Source organism: uncultured Aquabacterium sp., from assembly GCF_913773725.1.
In the GTDB taxonomy this organism is placed as follows: domain Bacteria; phylum Pseudomonadota; class Gammaproteobacteria; order Burkholderiales; family Burkholderiaceae_C; genus Aquabacterium.
The window spans coordinates 36,473-51,934 of record NZ_CAJYGK010000050.1 but is presented as its reverse complement, the minus strand read 5'-3'; the positions used below and the strand labels follow the sequence as shown (position 1 = coordinate 51,934).

Sequence of the window (15,462 nt, the reverse complement as noted above, 5' to 3'; positions counted from 1 at the left end):
GCATTAGGAATTCATCATGAGCCAAAAGCGCACTTTCCAGATCTATCGCTACGATCCTGACAAGGACGCCAAGCCCTACATGCAGACCATCGAGATCGAACTCGACGGCAACGAACGCATGCTGCTGGACGCCCTGGTCAAGCTCAAGGCTGTCGATCCCACCCTGTCGTTCCGCCGTTCGTGCCGTGAAGGCGTGTGCGGTTCGGACGCCATGAATATCAACGGCAAGAACGGCCTCGCCTGCCTGACCAACATGCGCACCCTGCCGCAGACGGTCGTGCTCAAGCCGCTGCCGGGTCTGCCCGTCGTCCGCGACCTGATCGTGGACATGACGCAGTTCTTCAAGCAGTACAACTCGATCAAGCCGTACCTGGTCAACGACACGCCGCCGCCCGACAAGGAGCGCCTGCAGTCGCCCGAAGAGCGCGAAGAGCTGGACGGCCTGTACGAGTGCATCCTGTGCGCCAGCTGCTCGACCAGCTGCCCCAGCTTCTGGTGGAACCCCGACAAGTTCGTGGGCCCCGCCGGTCTGTTGCAGGCCTACCGCTTCATCGCCGACAGCCGCGATCAAGCCACGGCCGAGCGCCTGGACAACCTGGAAGACCCGTACCGTCTGTTCCGTTGCCACACCATCATGAACTGCGTGGACGTCTGCCCGAAGGGCCTGAACCCCACGAAGGCCATCGGCAAGATCAAGGAACTGATGGTCAAGCGTGCCGTCTGATCCCGGCTCCTGCCACCTGCCCGCAACGTGCTGACCAGCCCACCCATCCCGATGACCTCTGCCACCGTTCCAGCCGATCTGACGCCCGACCCGGACACGCTGCGTCGGCTGCGGTGGCGGTGCCGTCGGGGGCTGCTGGAGAACGACATCTTCATTGATCGTTTCTTCGAACAGCACGGTGACCGCCTGACCACACCGCTGGTCCAGGGATTGCTTCAATTGATGGACCTGTCCGACAATGATCTGCTGGATCTGCTGCTGGCCCGCAAGGAGCCCGAAGGCGATCTGGCCAATCCCGAAGTCCTGCAGGTGCTGTCGATGATGCGGGTCCGACCGGCCTGAATGCTGCCCTCTGATGCCGCGAAAGCGGACTGCAGAGGGCGCATTGCTGTCGGTCACCCCTGGTACCAAAAGTTTCCACTTTCTCTCACAAGACTCACCCCTTAGGAGTGCTCATGACCCCGTCCGACGTGAAAGCCACCCTGTCGTTCTCTGACGGCAGCCCCAGCATGGAACTGCCCATCTACAAGGGCTCGGTCGGCCCGGATGTGATTGACATCCGCAAGCTGTACGGCCAGACCGGCAAGTTCACCTATGACCCGGGCTTCCTGTCGACGGCGTCCTGCAATTCCAAGATCACCTACATCGACGGTGACAAGGGTGAGCTGCTGTACCGCGGCTACCCGATCGAGCAGCTGGCCACCAACTGCGACTTCCTGGAAACCTGCTACCTGCTGCTGAACGGCGAGCTGCCGAACCAGAGCGAGAAGGACGACTTCGTCGGCCGCGTGACCAAGCACACCATGGTCAACGAGCAGATGCAGTTCTTCCTGCGTGGTTTCCGTCGTGACGCCCACCCGATGGCCGTGCTGACCGGCCTGGTCGGCGCTCTGTCGGCCTTCTATCACGACAGCACCGACATCAACAATCCCGAGCACCGCAAGGTCGCCGCGATCCGCCTGATCGCCAAGATGCCCACGCTCGTGGCCATGGCGTACAAGTACTCGATCGGCCAGCCGTTCATCTACCCGAAGAACGACCTGTCTTACGCCGGCAACTTCCTGCGCATGATGTTCGCCACGCCGTGCGAAGAGTACAAGGTGAGCCCGGTGCTCGAGCGCGCCATGGACCGCATCTTCATCCTGCACGCTGACCACGAACAGAATGCCTCGACCTCGACCGTGCGTCTGTGCGGTTCGTCGGGCACCAACCCGTTTGCCGCGATCGCAGCCGGCGTGGCCTGCCTGTGGGGCCCGGCTCACGGTGGCGCCAACGAGGCCTGCCTGAACATGCTGGAGGAAATCCAGGCCATGGGCGGCATCTCGAAGGTCGGCGAGTTCATGGAAAAGGTGAAGGACAAGAACTCGGGCGTGCGCCTGATGGGCTTCGGTCACCGCGTCTACAAGAACTACGACCCGCGCGCCAAGCTGATGCAGGAAACCTGCAACGAAGTGCTGGCCGAACTGGGCCTCGAAAACGACCCGCTGTTTGCCCTGGCCAAGAAGCTCGAGCAGATCGCTCTGGAAGACGACTACTTCGTGCAGCGCAAGCTCTACCCGAACGTCGACTTCTACTCGGGCATCGTGCAGCGCGCCATCGGCATCCCCGTGCCGCTGTTCACCGCCATCTTCGCTCTGGCCCGTACCGTGGGCTGGATTGCTCAGCTGGACGAGATGATCGGCGACCCCGAGTACAAGATCGGCCGTCCCCGTCAGCTGTTCGTCGGCGCCGAGAAGCGCGACGTCGCACCGATCGGCAAGCGCTGATCGACGTGATCGGGCCTGTTCAGACAGGCCCGCAGCGAAAAACCCCGGCAACAGGCCGGGGTTTTTGCTTTCCGAATGGCGCCCGCCGCGGGTGCTTGGCTCAGTTGGCCGGCCGGATCCGTGTGGCCACCACCTGGGTGCCGGTGGCGTCCAGATCGCCGCGAACCTCCAGCGCCGTGCCTCCACCGAGGTTGCCGACCGTGATGCCGTTCTCGAGGCTGGCGGTCGCATAGGACACCGTCACCCCCCCGCAGCAGCAGCGTCTGGTCCGTGGGATTCACGCTGCTGTGCTGGGCACGCCATACAGGCGGATGCGGTCATCGCTGACCGCACCGCTCCGCAGTTCCACGCGGCTGGCGACCAGCACGCCCGACTGCACCGTGCCTTCGACTTCGACCCGCACACCGTTGCCCAGCCCCGTGATGGCCGTGCCCGCGCGGACCGGAAGGCCATTGACCTTGAAGCTGGTGTTGCCGATGTAGTCGGTGATGAAACCGTCCAGTTCGGCCTGTGCGCCCTCCGCGGGGCTGCTCGTGAGGGCCGACACCTCCGTGACCGCGCTGGTACCGCAACCCAGACCCGGGGTGTAGGGCATGCGCACCTTGACGGTGGTGGCGTTGTTCAGGCCGTTCAGGGTGGCGCCGGCTGTGTAACTCAAACCCAGGCTCCGGATCACGAACGAGCGTGCCGTGCGGTCCACGCTTTGTGCGACCCCGACGACCTTGCATTCAGCCAGGCTTGCTGCCTTTTCGATCCGGGTGCCCCGGAAGGTCTGCGTGGTCGGGTCAAAGAGTGCATGGACCTCGATCAGGTCGTTGATCGCCACGCCACCCAACCCGCTCGGGTAGCCATCGAACGCCACGCCGGCCGGCACGGTGATCGTCTGCCCCAGAACGGTCAGTGTGCCGGCGACGAGGTTCCGGGCCGTGACCGGGCCCTTGATGCTGCTGCCGTACTGGACGCGGGTGGCGGTGGCCGCACCCAGGGTGTCCCCGCTGCCGGGGCTGATGGGACCGGAAGTGACGTCAACCACCATGCCGAGCTTGAGGTCGCTTCGGGTGCGGGTCGCGCCGCTGTCATCCCGAATGAGGGCGGTGCCGTCGTCGAAGCGGACGCCGTTGACGATCACCGAGCCCAGCCCAGTGACCACGCCGGTGGCCGCGCCAGAAGAGCCCGTCGGGCCCACGACGGGGCCGCCGCCTCCGCCTCCACCGCACGCCGAGACGGCCAGAGCGATCACCATGCTGAGCGTGGTCACGGCTGGGCGTCGGGCAGGGACAAGCGTGAGCCGGGGTGGCGGCAGGGCTGGCCCGCAGGCCGCAGCGTTGGGGGGGGGCGTTCGGCAGCGTTCATGGTCTGATTGTGGCGCGTCTGTGGTCGGTACGCCGCAAGGTCGTCCTCTCGGGCGGGCGAGCGACCGTCAGTGGGGGCGATCGCGGCCTGTCATCGGCTTGGGTGACCTTGCGGGCGTCCCGGGCGTGTCCATCTGCCCTAAAATCGTCATCTTTTCCCCACACCGGCCTTGCGGCCTTCCGGACGCGTACGCGCGCGCAGCAGCACCATGGGACGCACCCTCTACGACAAGATCTGGGACGAGCACGTCGTCCACACCGAGGAAGACGGCACCGCCGTCCTGTACATCGACCGCCAGCTGGTGCACGAAGTGACCAGCCCCCAGGCGTTCGAGGGCCTGGACATCGCCGGCCGCAAGCTGTGGCGTCTGTCGGCCAACCTGGCCGTGAGCGACCACAACGTGCCCACGACCGACCGTCGCGAAGGCATCAAGGATCCAGTTTCCAAGCTGCAGGTCGACACGCTGGACAAGAACTGCGACCGCTTCGGCATCACGCAGTTCAAGATGGGTGACAAGCGCCAGGGCATCGTGCACGTGATCGGGCCTGAGCAGGGCGCGACGCTGCCCGGCATGACCGTGGTGTGCGGCGACAGCCACACCTCCACCCACGGCGCGTTCGGCGCGCTGGCGCATGGCATCGGCACGTCGGAAGTCGAGCACGTCATGGCCACCCAGACGCTGCTGGCCAAGAAGGCCAAGAACATGCTCGTGAAGGTCGAGGGCACGCTGCCCAAGGGCTGTTCGGGCAAGGACATCGTGCTGGCCATCATCGGCAAGATCGGCACGGCCGGCGGCACGGGATACACCATCGAGTTCGCCGGCAGCGCCATCCGCGCGCTCAGCATGGAAGGCCGCATGACGGTCTGCAACATGGCCATCGAAGCCGGTGCCCGCGCCGGCCTGGTGGCGGTCGATGACACCACGATCAACTATGTCAAGGGTCGCCCCTTCACGCCCACTGGCGTCGAGTGGGAGCAGGCCGTGGCCTACTGGCGCACGCTGCACTCCGATCCGGATGCCGTGTTCGACGCCGTGGTCGAGCTGAACGCCGACGAGATCAAGCCGCAGGTCACCTGGGGCACCTCGCCAGAGATGGTGCTGTCCATCGAAGACCGCGTGCCCGATCCTGACAAGGAAAAGGACCCCGTCAAGCGCTCGGCGATGGAGCGCGCGCTGCAGTACATGGCGCTCGAGCCGAACAAGGCCATCAACGACATCCGCGTCGACAAGGTCTTCATCGGTTCGTGCACCAACAGCCGCATCGAGGACATGCGCGAAGCCGCGGCCGTGGTCAAGCGCATCGGGGGCCGCGTGGCCTCGAACATCAAGCTGGCGCTGGTGGTGCCGGGCTCGGGCCTCGTGAAGGAGCAGGCCGAGCGCGAAGGCCTCGACCAGATCTTCAAGGCTGCCGGGTTCGAATGGCGTGAGCCGGGTTGCTCCATGTGCCTGGCGATGAACGCAGACCGCCTGGAGCCCGGTGAGCGCTGCGCCTCCACCAGCAACCGCAACTTCGAAGGTCGTCAGGGCGCGGGCGGTCGCACCCATCTGGTGAGCCCGGCCATGGCGGCCGCGGCGGCCATGGAAGGGCACTTTGTCGACGTCCGTCGTCTGGCCTGAGGCAGTACCACCATGCAACGTCTGGCAGCCCTGATCCTCATGCTGATGACCTTGTGGGCCATGAGCGCCTGCAACACGGTGCACGGCTTCGGTCAGGACCTCGAGAAGGCCGGTGAGGCCATCTCCAACGCGGCGAAAAAGTAAACCACCATGCAAGCATTCCGCATTCACAAGGGCCTGGTCGCCCCGATGGACCGGGAAAACGTCGACACCGACGCCATCATCCCCAAGCAGTACCTGAAGTCGATCAAGCGCACGGGCTTCGGCCCCAACCTGTTCGACGAATGGCGCTACCTCGATGCCGGTGAGCCCGGCCAGGACCCGGCCACCCGCAAGCCGAACCCCGATTTCGTGCTCAACCAGGCGCGTTACCAGGGCGCGTCGATCCTGATCGCGCGCAAGAACTTCGGTTGTGGCTCCAGCCGTGAGCACGCACCGTGGGCGCTCGAGCAGTACGGCTTCCGCAGCATCATCGCGCCGAGCTTTGCCGACATCTTCTTCAACAACAGCTTCAAGAACGGCCTGCTGCCGATCCAGCTCAGCGAGTCGCAGGTCGATCAGCTGTTCAACGAAGTGTTCGCCTGCCCCGGCTACGAGCTGACCATCGACCTCGAGCGTCAGGTCGTCGTCAAGCCTGATGGCGCCGAACTGCCTTTCGACATCCAGCCTTTCCGCAAGTACTGCCTGCTCAATGGCTTCGATGACATCGGCCTGACCCTGCGCCACGCCGACAAGATCAAGGCCTATGAAGCCGAGCGCCTGGCGCAGAAGCCCTGGCTGAACAACCGCATCGTCTGAGATTTCCGAGAAGAAACACCATGGTCATGAAGATTGCTGTGCTGCCGGGTGACGGCATCGGTCCCGAGATCGTCAACGAGGCGGTCAAGGTGCTGAAGGTGCTGGACCTGCCTTTCCAGCTGGACGAAGCCAAGGTCGGCGGCGCCGCCTTCGATGCGCACGGCCACCCGCTGCCCGAGCACACCCTGAAGCTGGCCATGGAGTCGGACGCCGTGCTGTTCGGTTCGGTGGGCGACTGGAAGTACGACAAGCTCGAGCGCCATCTGCGCCCTGAACAGGCCATCCTGGGCCTGCGCAAGAACATGGGCCTGTTCGCCAACTTCCGTCCGGCCATCTGCTACCCGCAGCTGACCCACGCCTCGAGCCTCAAGCCCGAACTGGTGGCCGGCCTGGACATCCTGATCATCCGCGAGCTGACCGGTGACATCTACTTCGGTCAGCCCCGCGGCCGTCGTGAGGCCCCGGACGGCGAGTTCAAGGGCGCGCCGGAAGCCTTCGACACGATGCGCTACAGCAAGCCCGAGATCGAGCGCATCGCCCATGTGGCCTTCCAGGCCGCCCGCAAGCGCAACAAGCGTGTCACCAGCGTCGACAAGGCCAACGTGTTGGAGACCTTCCAGTTCTGGAAGGACGTGGTCACCGAGGTGCACGCCCAGTACCCCGACATCGAGCTGGACCACATGTATGTGGACAACGCCGCCATGCAGCTGGTCAAGGCGCCCAAGCGCTTCGACGTGGTCGTGACCGGCAACATGTTCGGCGACATCCTGTCGGACGAAGCCTCGATGCTGACGGGTTCGATCGGCATGCTGCCCTCGGCCTCGCTGAACGCCAAGGGCCAGGGGCTGTACGAGCCCAGCCACGGCTCTGCCCCGGACATCGCCGGCAAGGGCGTCGCCAACCCGCTGGCCACCATCCTGTCGGCCGCGATGATGCTGCGCTTCAGCCTGAACCAGGAAGAGGCGGCCGCCCGCATCGAGCGGGCCGTGCAGGCCGTGCTGGAGCAGGGCCTGCGCACGCCGGACATCTTCTCGGAAGGCACGCAGAAGGTCGGCACCGTCGAGATGGGTGAGGCCGTCGTGGCCGCCCTGAAGGCGCAATGACCGACCGGGCTGAACCGCTCGCTACACAACACTGAATCACTGAAGGAAATTCATCATGGCTACGACTCTGGTTGGTCTGGTCGGCTGGCGCGGCATGGTCGGCTCGGTGCTGATGGACCGCATGCAGGCCGAAGGCGACTTCGCCCACTTCGAACCGCTGTTCTTCTCGACCTCCAACGCCGGCGGCGCTGCCCCGGCCATGGCCAAGAACGAGAAGACGTTGAAGGACGGCTACGACATCAACGAACTCAAGCGCTGCGACATCATCCTGACGGCCCAGGGCGGTGACTACACCAACGAGGTGTATCCCAAGCTGCGCGCCGCCGGCTGGAACGGCCACTGGATCGATGCGGCCTCGTCGCTGCGCATGAAGGACAACGCCGTCATCGTGCTGGATCCGGTCAACATGCCCGTGATCAAGAATGCGCTGGCCAACGGCGGCAAGGACTGGATCGGCGGCAACTGCACCGTCAGCTGCATGCTGATGGGCGTGGGTGCGCTGTACAAGGCCGGTCTGGTCGAGTGGATGTCGACCCAGACCTATCAGGCGGCTTCGGGCGGCGGTGCCCAGCACATGCGCGAGCTGCTCACCCAGTTCGGCACGCTGAACGCCGAAGTGAAGGCCCTGCTGGACGATCCCAAGAGCGCCATCCTGGAAATCGACCGCAAGATCATCGCCAAGCAGCGTTCGCTGACCGAAGCCGAAACGGCCAACTTCGGCGTGCCGCTGGGTGGCTCGCTCATCCCCTGGATCGACAAGGACCTGGGCAATGGCCAGTCCAAGGAAGAGTGGAAGGGCATGGCCGAGACCAACAAGATCCTGGGTCTGGGCGAGGGCTTCGGCTCGGCCGCGATCCCGGTCGACGGTTTCTGCGTGCGCATCGGCGCCATGCGCTGCCACTCGCAGGCCCTGACCTTCAAGCTCAAGAAGGACGTGCCCCTGGCCGACATCGAGGCCATGATCGCCGCCGACAACGAGTGGGTGAAGGTCGTGCCGAACACCCGTGAGGCCACCATCAAGGACCTGACCCCGGTGGCCACGACCGGCACGCTGACCATCCCGGTGGGCCGCATCCGCAAGCTCGCCATGGGCCCGGAGTACGTCGGCGCCTTCACCATCGGTGACCAGTTGCTGTGGGGGGCCGCCGAGCCGCTGCGCCGCATGCTGCGCATCCTGCTGGACGCCTGAGCGGTTTCCATGCGCTGAAAAAGCGCCACCAGATGGCTGCTGATCTTGGCAGCGCCTGCAACGTCTGGTCACAAAATCGAGGGCGTGCGTTGTAGCCGCAAGGCGACAATCATGCCCCGCCACGGGTGCCGGCCCGTGCACCATGTCCGGTGGCGGGCTTATGTCAGTAAATGCATGAGCTTGTCACTGTATCTACCGGCTGTTATTGTGTTTTCTGCTGCGTACCGTCTGCAGGTGAGGTCGCGCCTCCTGGGTCTTGCCGGATCCGGCCGTGTCAGGGCTGACACACTCACCGACACGACGACTTGGGAGACGCCTTGAAAGATCAACCGTTGTCCGCGGGGCGATTCGCTCTGAACCGGGTTGCGCTCGCCGCAGCCTTTTCCGTGCTGGCCAGCCTGCCGGCGGCGTCCTGGGCGCTGGGGCTGGGCAGGCTGAGCGTGCAGTCCGCGCTGGGCGAAACCCTCCGTGCAGAGATCGACCTCAGCAGCCTGACGACCGAGGAAGGCGCCTCCCTTCAGGTGAAGGTGGCTTCGCCGGAAACCTACCGCGCAGCCGGGGTGGACTACAACCCGGTGCTGTCGGCCACGTCGATCACCTTGCAGCGCCGCGCCGATGGGCGGCCGTATCTGCGCATCAGCAGCGACCGCTCCGTGCAGGAACCGTTCGTCGATGTGATCCTGGACCTGTCCTGGTCGACCGGTCGCCTGGTACGCGAATACACACTGCTGTTCGATCCGCCCTCCAACCGTGCCGCTGCGCCCATGACGCCGCCGGTGATGCAGGCGCCGTCTCCCGTCACCCCGCCGCCGAGCACGGAGGCTGCTGCCCCGCGTGACCGGGCGCCATCCCGTCCGCAGGTCGCCGCCACGGCCCCGTCCGAGCCGGCATCCCGGCCGACGCCGGCACGCAAGCCGGTGAAGGAGGCACGCCCCGCCGCGCCCGCGCCCGACGTGGCTGCCGTACCGGCACCCGCACCGGCATCCTCGCCCGATGCCTCGGCGGTGGATTCCGTTCGCGTCCGCAGTGGGGATTCGTTGTCCGCCATCGCGGCGCGCATGCAGCAGCCGGGGGTCTCCCTGGACCAGATGCTGGTCGGTCTGTATCGCGCCAATCCGAAGGCGTTCATGGGCAACATGAACCGCCTCAAGGCGGGGGTGGTGCTGGACGTTCCTTCGGCTGAGAAGGCACGCGAAGTCAGCCCGCAGGAGGCGCGCAAGATCGTCATCGCCGAAAGCGCCGACTTTGCGGCCTATCGCCAGCGCCTCGCCGGCATGGCGGCCGATTCCGTGCCCGAACAGGCCCAGCGCCAGGCCAAGGGCAAGGTCGAAGCCGAGGTCAAGGACCAGAAGCAGGCGGCGACGCCCGCGCCCGACAAGCTCACCCTGAGCAAGGGTGGTGTTGCACCGGGCGGCGCGGCGGTGGAAGATCGCCTGGCCAAGTCCCGGGCCAAGGAAGAAAGCACGGCCCGTGTGGCCGAGCTGTCCAAGAACCTGGACGAGCTGCGCAAGCTGAAGGACAAGGCGGCTTCCGCACCGGTGGCCGCCCCGGCTCCGGCGCCAGTTCCGCCCGCACCGTCCAAGCCTCTGGAGGATACCCTCCCTGCGCCCGTCGAGGCGCCCGCATCGCCCCCGGTGGCCGATGCGCCCGGCTTGCCGGCTTCCGAGGCCGCTTCGGCCACGGCCGTCGCCGACGTCGCATCCGAGGCCGCTTCGGCACCCTCGGTGCCCGCTCCGTCGCTGCCCGCCTCTCTGCCGGTGGCGCCGCCGCAACCCGAGCCGGAAGAGCCAGGCCTGCTGGCCGGTCTCAATCCGATGTTGCTGGCCGTGGGTGGTGCGGCCATCGCCTTGCTGGCTGGTGGCCTGATGTTCGTGCGCTCGCGTCGTCGCTCGGATTCCGGAGAGACTTCCTTCCTGGAGAGCCGACTGCAGCCGGATTCCTTCTTCGGTGCCAGCGGTGGGCAGCGTGTGGACACCCGTGACGCCACGGGTGGCCCGTCCTCCATGAGCTACTCGCTCAGCCAGCTGGATGCCATCGGCGACGTGGACCCTGTGGCCGAGGCCGATGTCTATCTGGCCTACGGCCGCGACCTGCAGGCCGAGGAAATCCTCAAGGAAGCCCTGCGCAGCACACCGGATCGCCTGGCCATCCGCACCAAGCTGCTGGAGGTCTATGCCAAGCGCCGCGACACCAAGGGCTTCGAGCAACTGGCCGTGCAGCTGTTCGGCCTGACGAACGGCCAGGGTGAAGACTGGGCCAAGGCCCAGGAAATGGGGTTGGGTATCGACCCCGAGAATCCGCTGTACCAGCCCGGTGGCGCGCCTTCTGCTGCGCTCGCGGCAGGGGAGCCGGCCGACATGCTGGGCGCCAGCACCGTCCCGCACTCCGTGATGCCGGCCCCGAGCCAGCTTGACACGGTGGCACCTGCCGGTGCGCCGACCGAGCCGGGCGATGTGGACATGGTCAACCTCGACCTCGACATCTCGACGCCGGCCCCGCTGGATGAGGTGACCGACTCGGTCTCGCCGATGGCGGCCGAGCCGGCTGACCTGCCGCCGCTGGATCTCAACGATGACCTGCCTTCGGCCGCCGCGGCACCCGCCGTCTCGCCGTTGGACGATCTGCCGTTGCCCGAGGTGCCTGCGACACCGGCAAATGAAGCCGATGCCGGGCTCGACTTCGACCTTTCTGCCGACGAGTTCCCGCCGCCGGCCGCCGCACCGGCCCCGTCGCCGGCGTTCGACATGGAGTCGATCAGCCTCGATCTCGACGTGCCTGCGCCGGTGAGCAACCCGGCGGAGGTGCTGCCCGATGCCCCTGCCGAGGCGGAGGAGGACTGGCTGGATCAGCCGGCAGCCGACTCGTCGCTGACCGATCCGATGGCCCGCAAGCTGGAGCTCGCCGACGAGTTCCGCCAGATCGGTGACATCGACGGCGCTCGCGAGCTGCTGCAGGAGGTGCTGGACAACACCCAGGACCCGGCCTTGCGGACCAAGGCCCAGGGCATGCTTGATACGCTGGGGTGATGACGCACCATGCAGCATGAGGATCCGGCGCGGGCGCCGGGTCGGTCCACCCTGGTGGCCGACCCCGACGCCCCGAACGCCTCCCGGCCCGAGACAAGGGCGACCCGGCGGGTCGCCCTTGGTGTTTCTTACCGTGGTGGCGCTTACAGCGGCTGGCAGAGCCAGCCCTACGGCGGCACGGTGCAGGACGCGCTCGAGCACGCGCTGCGCGAGTTCGCCGTGCATCCTGTGAAGACCGTGTGTGCCGGGCGCACCGACACCGGGGTGCACGGCATCAACCAGGTGGTGCACCTCGACACCCCTTTGTCGCGCGCACCGTTCTCCTGGGTGCGCGGCACGAACACCTTTCTGCCGCCTGACATCGCCGTGCAGTGGGCGGCCGAGGTGCCTGACACCTTTCACGCCCGCAACAGCGCCATCGGGCGCCGCTATGCCTACATCCTGCTCGAGTCGCCCATCAAGCCGGCAATCGAGGCGGGGCAGGTGGGATGGGTGTTCCGGCCCCTGGACCTGCAGGCCATGCGCGAGGCCGCGGCCCTGCTGATCGGCGAGCACGACTTCAGCTCCTTCCGATCGTCGCAGTGTCAATCGCCGACGCCGGTCAAGCGCTTGCGCGAGATTCGCATTGCGCCATGCCGGCCCGCCACCCCCTTCGTGCCCCCGCGGGACAGCGACGTGCCGCACCGGTACTGGCGCTTCGATTTCGAGGGGCAGGCGTTTCTTCATCACATGATCCGCAACATCATGGGCTGCCTGATCGCGGTGGGCACCGGCACCCAGCCGGTGTCTTGGGTGCAGCGGGTGCTCGAAGCCCGCGACCGCAAGGTGGCCGCGCCGACGTTCTCGCCCGACGGCCTGTACTTTCTGGGGCCGCAGTACGACGCGGCCTGGGGCCTGCCCAGCCAGGTGCCGGGGCTGTCGTGGCTCCCTCAGCCCCTGCCGGCCGACGTCCACGGGGCGTGAATCGGCGGTGTCGCGCCCCATGCCGCCGGCCGGGAGATTGGCCTGGCGGCCGATTTTTGCGACAATCCGAGGGTTGTCACCACCGGCGACGCAGCCCAGGCTGCCGCCATGTCGGGATGCCCCCCAGTCTGACGTCGCCGTTGCCCGCCTTTCATCGCACCCGCATCAAGGTCTGTGGCCTCACCCGCGAGGCTGACGTCGACGCCGCGGTCGAATCCGGGGCCGACGCCATCGGGTTCGTGCTGTACCCCAAGAGCCCGCGCCACGTGCCGCTGGACCGCGCAGCCGAATTGGCACGCCGTCTGCCCCCGTTCGTGACGCCCGTGGTGCTGCTGGTGAACGCCGACGCCGCCCTGGCGGCCCAGGTGCGACACACGCTGCCCCAGGCGCTGCTGCAGTTCCATGGCGATGAGACGCCGGGGGATTGCGCCGCCCTTGCAGCGGGGCAGCCCTTCATCCGGGCAGCCCGGATGGCGCCAGGTTTCGATTTGTTAGACTTCGCCTCGTCCTACTCGGATGCGCAGGCCTTGCTCGTGGATGCCCATGTCGAAGGCTACGGGGGCGGCGGACAGGTGTTCGACTGGTCCCTGTTGACGACGGGCCTGTTGCGTCCAATGATTCTGTCGGGTGGCCTGCACCCCGGTAACGTGGAAGAAGGCGTGCGGCGCGTGCGGCCCTGGGCCGTGGACGTCAGTTCGGGCGTGGAAGCCAGCAAGGGCATCAAGGATGCCGCGCTGATGCGCCGTTTCTGTGAGGCCGTGCGAACGGCCGACCGGCTTTGTGCCGAAACCGTTTGAAGCGGCTGCCAACCTCATTCCGGTGGCAACCGCGTCCGAGTTCCTTGAGAGTCACATGCTGAACTACAACCAGCCCGATGCCCGCGGGCACTTCGGTCCCTACGGCGGCACCTTCGTCTCCGAGACCCTGATTTACGCGCTCGAAGAACTGAAGAACGTCTACGAGCACTACCGCCATGACCCTGAGTTCAACGCCGAGTTCCGCAAGGAGTTGGCGCACTTCGTCGGCCGCCCCAGCCCGATCTACCACGCAGCCCGCCTGAGCCGTGAAGTGGGCGGCGCGCAGATCCACTTTAAGCGCGAAGACCTGAATCACACCGGCGCGCACAAGGTCAACAACACCATTGGCCAGGCCCTGTTGGCCAAGCGCATGGGCAAGCCCCGTGTCATCGCCGAAACCGGGGCAGGGCAGCACGGCGTGGCCACGGCCACCATCTGCGCCCGCTATGGCCTCGAGTGCGTGGTGTACATGGGCGCCGAAGACGTCAAGCGCCAGTCGCCCAACGTCTACCGCATGCACCTGCTGGGCGCCAAGGTGGTGCCGGTCGAGTCGGGCAGCCGCACCCTGAAGGACGCGCTGAACGAAGCCATGCGCGACTGGGTGACCAACGTCGAGAACACCTTCTACATCATCGGCACGGTCGCGGGCCCGCACCCATACCCAGCCATGGTGCGCGACTTCCAGAGCGTCATCGGCGAGGAGTGCCTCAAGCAGATGCCCGAGCAGATCGGCCGCCAGCCGGACGCCGTCGTGGCCTGCGTGGGCGGTGGCTCGAACGCCATGGGCATCTTCTACCCCTACATCCCGCATGAAGGCGTGCGCCTGATCGGCGTGGAAGCGGCCGGCGAAGGCTACGAGAGCGGCAAGCACTCGATGTCGTTGCAAAAGGGCGTGCCGGGCGTGCTGCACGGCAACCGCACCTACCTGCTGCAGGACGAGAACGGTCAGATCACCGAAACGCACTCGGTCTCGGCCGGCCTCGATTACCCCGGTGTCGGCCCCGAGCACGCCTACCTGAAGGACATCGGCCGTGCCGAGTACGTCGGCATCACCGACCAGGAGGCGCTCGAAGCCTTCCACCGCCTGTGCCGCACCGAAGGCATCATCCCGGCGCTGGAGTCCAGCCATGCCGTGGCCTATGGCATGAAGCTGGCCGCCACCATGAAGCCGGATCAGCACGTGCTGGTCAACCTGTCCGGCCGCGGTGACAAGGACATCGGCACGGTGGCTGACCTGACTGGCGCCGAGTTCTATTGCCGGCCGTCGTGCCGTGGCCTGTCGGTCAAGGGGGGCGTGTGATGACGACCCGCCTCGACCAGACCTTTGCCACGCTGAAAGAACAGGGCCGCAAGGCGCTGATCCCCTACATCACCTGCGGCGACCCGTACCCCGAGAAGACAGTCGAGCTGATGCTCGCGATGGCTGAAGCCGGTGCCGACGTGATCGAGCTGGGCGTGCCGTTCTCCGACCCGATGGCCGACGGCCCCGTGATCCAGAAGGCCGCTGAGCGCGCACTGGTCAAGGGCATCTCGCTGGCCCATGTGCTGGCCGACGTGAAGGCCTTCCGTGAGCGCAACGCCACCACGCCGGTGGTGCTGATGGGCTACGCCAACCCGATCGAGAACCACGACCTCCGTCATGGCGCGGGCAGCTTCGTGCGCGACGCGAAGGCCGCGGGCGTCGACGGCGTGCTGGTGGTCGACTACCCGCCGGAAGAGTGCGAGGAGTTCGCCGCGCGCCTGAAGGCGGAAGGCCTGGCCCCCATCTTCCTGCTGGCGCCCACGTCCAGCGAGCAGCGCATGGCCGACGTCGGCCGCGTGGCTGCAGGTTACGTCTACTACGTCTCGCTCAAGGGCGTGACGGGCGCTGGCCACCTGGACACGGCCGCCGTGGCCGCCATGGTGCCGCGCATCAAGGCCCACGTGAACGTGCCGGTCGGCGTGGGCTTCGGCATCCGCGATGCCGAGACCGCCAAAGCCGTGGCCGCCGTCTCCGATGCCGTCGTGATCGGCTCGCGCATCGTGCAACTGCTCGAGACGCAATCGCCTGACACCGTTGTTTCTGCTGCGCGCGGCTTCATTGCCGAGATCCGCGCCGCCCTCGATACCCTGAAAGGAGCCTGAG

Annotated in this window: 15 protein-coding genes; 13 read left to right on the top strand and 2 right to left on the bottom strand. The window is 66.5% G+C overall.

Annotated elements, in window-relative coordinates; translation table 11 throughout:
• Positions 1-16: 16 nt before the first annotated feature.
• The 3 genes from QZ709_RS05620 (at position 17) to gltA (ending at position 2,490) form a co-directional block, all read left to right on the top strand.
• Positions 17-724, top strand: a complete 708-nt coding sequence (locus QZ709_RS05620) for a succinate dehydrogenase iron-sulfur subunit (protein WP_294636287.1) — start codon at positions 17-19, stop codon at positions 722-724.
• Between the two features lie 51 nt (positions 725-775).
• Positions 776-1,066 carry a succinate dehydrogenase assembly factor 2 gene (locus QZ709_RS05615; RefSeq protein ID WP_294636286.1) on the top strand — a complete coding sequence of 97 codons (291 nt, stop codon included), beginning with the start codon at positions 776-778 and terminating at the stop codon, positions 1,064-1,066.
• Between the two features lie 113 nt (positions 1,067-1,179).
• Positions 1,180-2,490, top strand: a complete 1,311-nt coding sequence (gene gltA, locus QZ709_RS05610) for a citrate synthase (protein WP_294636285.1) — start codon at positions 1,180-1,182, stop codon at positions 2,488-2,490.
• A 100-nt stretch (positions 2,491-2,590) separates the two neighbouring features.
• On the opposite strand, the gene QZ709_RS05605 is transcribed toward gltA, so the two are convergent.
• Positions 2,591-2,734, bottom strand: coding sequence for a hypothetical protein (locus tag QZ709_RS05605; RefSeq protein ID WP_294636284.1), 144 nt, complete (start codon positions 2,732-2,734; stop codon positions 2,591-2,593).
• A gap of 33 nt (positions 2,735-2,767) precedes the next feature.
• Positions 2,768-3,748, bottom strand: a complete 981-nt coding sequence (locus QZ709_RS05600) for a DUF5666 domain-containing protein (RefSeq protein WP_294636283.1) — start codon at positions 3,746-3,748, stop codon at positions 2,768-2,770.
• A gap of 303 nt (positions 3,749-4,051) precedes the next feature.
• Between QZ709_RS05600 and leuC the strand changes: the two genes are divergently transcribed.
• The 10 genes from leuC (at position 4,052) to trpA (ending at position 15,461) form a co-directional block, all read left to right on the top strand.
• Positions 4,052-5,461 (top strand): 3-isopropylmalate dehydratase large subunit, encoded by a 1,410-nt coding sequence (leuC, locus tag QZ709_RS05595; RefSeq protein WP_294636282.1) that lies wholly within the window; start codon positions 4,052-4,054, stop codon positions 5,459-5,461.
• 12 nt (positions 5,462-5,473) lie between these two features.
• A complete protein-coding gene (locus tag QZ709_RS05590) occupies positions 5,474-5,605 on the top strand; it encodes an entericidin A/B family lipoprotein (RefSeq protein WP_109037095.1) in 132 nt (43 codons plus the stop codon).
• A gap of 6 nt (positions 5,606-5,611) precedes the next feature.
• On the top strand, positions 5,612-6,259 hold the full coding sequence (leuD, locus tag QZ709_RS05585) for a 3-isopropylmalate dehydratase small subunit (RefSeq protein ID WP_294636281.1): 648 nt from the start codon (positions 5,612-5,614) through the stop codon (positions 6,257-6,259).
• Positions 6,260-6,285: 26 nt separating this feature from the next.
• Complete coding sequence (leuB, locus tag QZ709_RS05580) at positions 6,286-7,362, top strand: 3-isopropylmalate dehydrogenase (protein ID WP_294636316.1); 1,077 nt, start codon at positions 6,286-6,288, stop codon at positions 7,360-7,362.
• A 55-nt stretch (positions 7,363-7,417) separates the two neighbouring features.
• Positions 7,418-8,551 (top strand): aspartate-semialdehyde dehydrogenase, encoded by a 1,134-nt coding sequence (gene asd, locus QZ709_RS05575; RefSeq protein WP_294636280.1) that lies wholly within the window; start codon positions 7,418-7,420, stop codon positions 8,549-8,551.
• Between the two features lie 317 nt (positions 8,552-8,868).
• Positions 8,869-11,577, top strand: a complete 2,709-nt coding sequence (locus QZ709_RS05570) for a FimV/HubP family polar landmark protein (RefSeq protein WP_294636279.1) — start codon at positions 8,869-8,871, stop codon at positions 11,575-11,577.
• Positions 11,578-11,586: 9 nt separating this feature from the next.
• Positions 11,587-12,540, top strand: coding sequence for a tRNA pseudouridine(38-40) synthase TruA (gene truA / locus QZ709_RS05565; protein ID WP_294636278.1), 954 nt, complete (start codon positions 11,587-11,589; stop codon positions 12,538-12,540).
• Between the two features lie 116 nt (positions 12,541-12,656).
• Positions 12,657-13,337 (top strand): phosphoribosylanthranilate isomerase, encoded by a 681-nt coding sequence (locus QZ709_RS05560; protein ID WP_294636277.1) that lies wholly within the window; start codon positions 12,657-12,659, stop codon positions 13,335-13,337.
• A gap of 55 nt (positions 13,338-13,392) precedes the next feature.
• On the top strand, positions 13,393-14,637 hold the full coding sequence (gene trpB / locus QZ709_RS05555) for a tryptophan synthase subunit beta (RefSeq protein ID WP_294636276.1): 1,245 nt from the start codon (positions 13,393-13,395) through the stop codon (positions 14,635-14,637).
• On the top strand, positions 14,637-15,461 hold the full coding sequence (trpA, locus tag QZ709_RS05550) for a tryptophan synthase subunit alpha (RefSeq protein WP_294636275.1): 825 nt from the start codon (positions 14,637-14,639) through the stop codon (positions 15,459-15,461). The genes trpB and trpA overlap by 1 nt, the downstream gene beginning before the upstream one ends.
• The last annotated feature ends 1 nt before the right edge of the window (position 15,462 follow it).

Coding starts and splice junctions, on each gene's coding strand:
- leuD (WP_294636281.1), top strand. CDS start 5,612: ATGCAAGCATTCCGCATTCACAAGGGCCTGGTCGCCCCGATGGACCGG.
- leuB (WP_294636316.1), top strand. CDS start 6,286: ATGAAGATTGCTGTGCTGCCGGGTGACGGCATCGGTCCCGAGATCGTC.
- QZ709_RS05560 (WP_294636277.1), top strand. CDS start 12,657: ATGCCCCCCAGTCTGACGTCGCCGTTGCCCGCCTTTCATCGCACCCGC.
- QZ709_RS05615 (WP_294636286.1), top strand. CDS start 776: ATGACCTCTGCCACCGTTCCAGCCGATCTGACGCCCGACCCGGACACG.
- gltA (WP_294636285.1), top strand. CDS start 1,180: ATGACCCCGTCCGACGTGAAAGCCACCCTGTCGTTCTCTGACGGCAGC.
- QZ709_RS05620 (WP_294636287.1), top strand. CDS start 17: ATGAGCCAAAAGCGCACTTTCCAGATCTATCGCTACGATCCTGACAAG.
- truA (WP_294636278.1), top strand. CDS start 11,587: ATGCAGCATGAGGATCCGGCGCGGGCGCCGGGTCGGTCCACCCTGGTG.
- QZ709_RS05590 (WP_109037095.1), top strand. CDS start 5,474: ATGCAACGTCTGGCAGCCCTGATCCTCATGCTGATGACCTTGTGGGCC.
- trpA (WP_294636275.1), top strand. CDS start 14,637: ATGACGACCCGCCTCGACCAGACCTTTGCCACGCTGAAAGAACAGGGC.
- leuC (WP_294636282.1), top strand. CDS start 4,052: ATGGGACGCACCCTCTACGACAAGATCTGGGACGAGCACGTCGTCCAC.
- asd (WP_294636280.1), top strand. CDS start 7,418: ATGGCTACGACTCTGGTTGGTCTGGTCGGCTGGCGCGGCATGGTCGGC.
- trpB (WP_294636276.1), top strand. CDS start 13,393: ATGCTGAACTACAACCAGCCCGATGCCCGCGGGCACTTCGGTCCCTAC.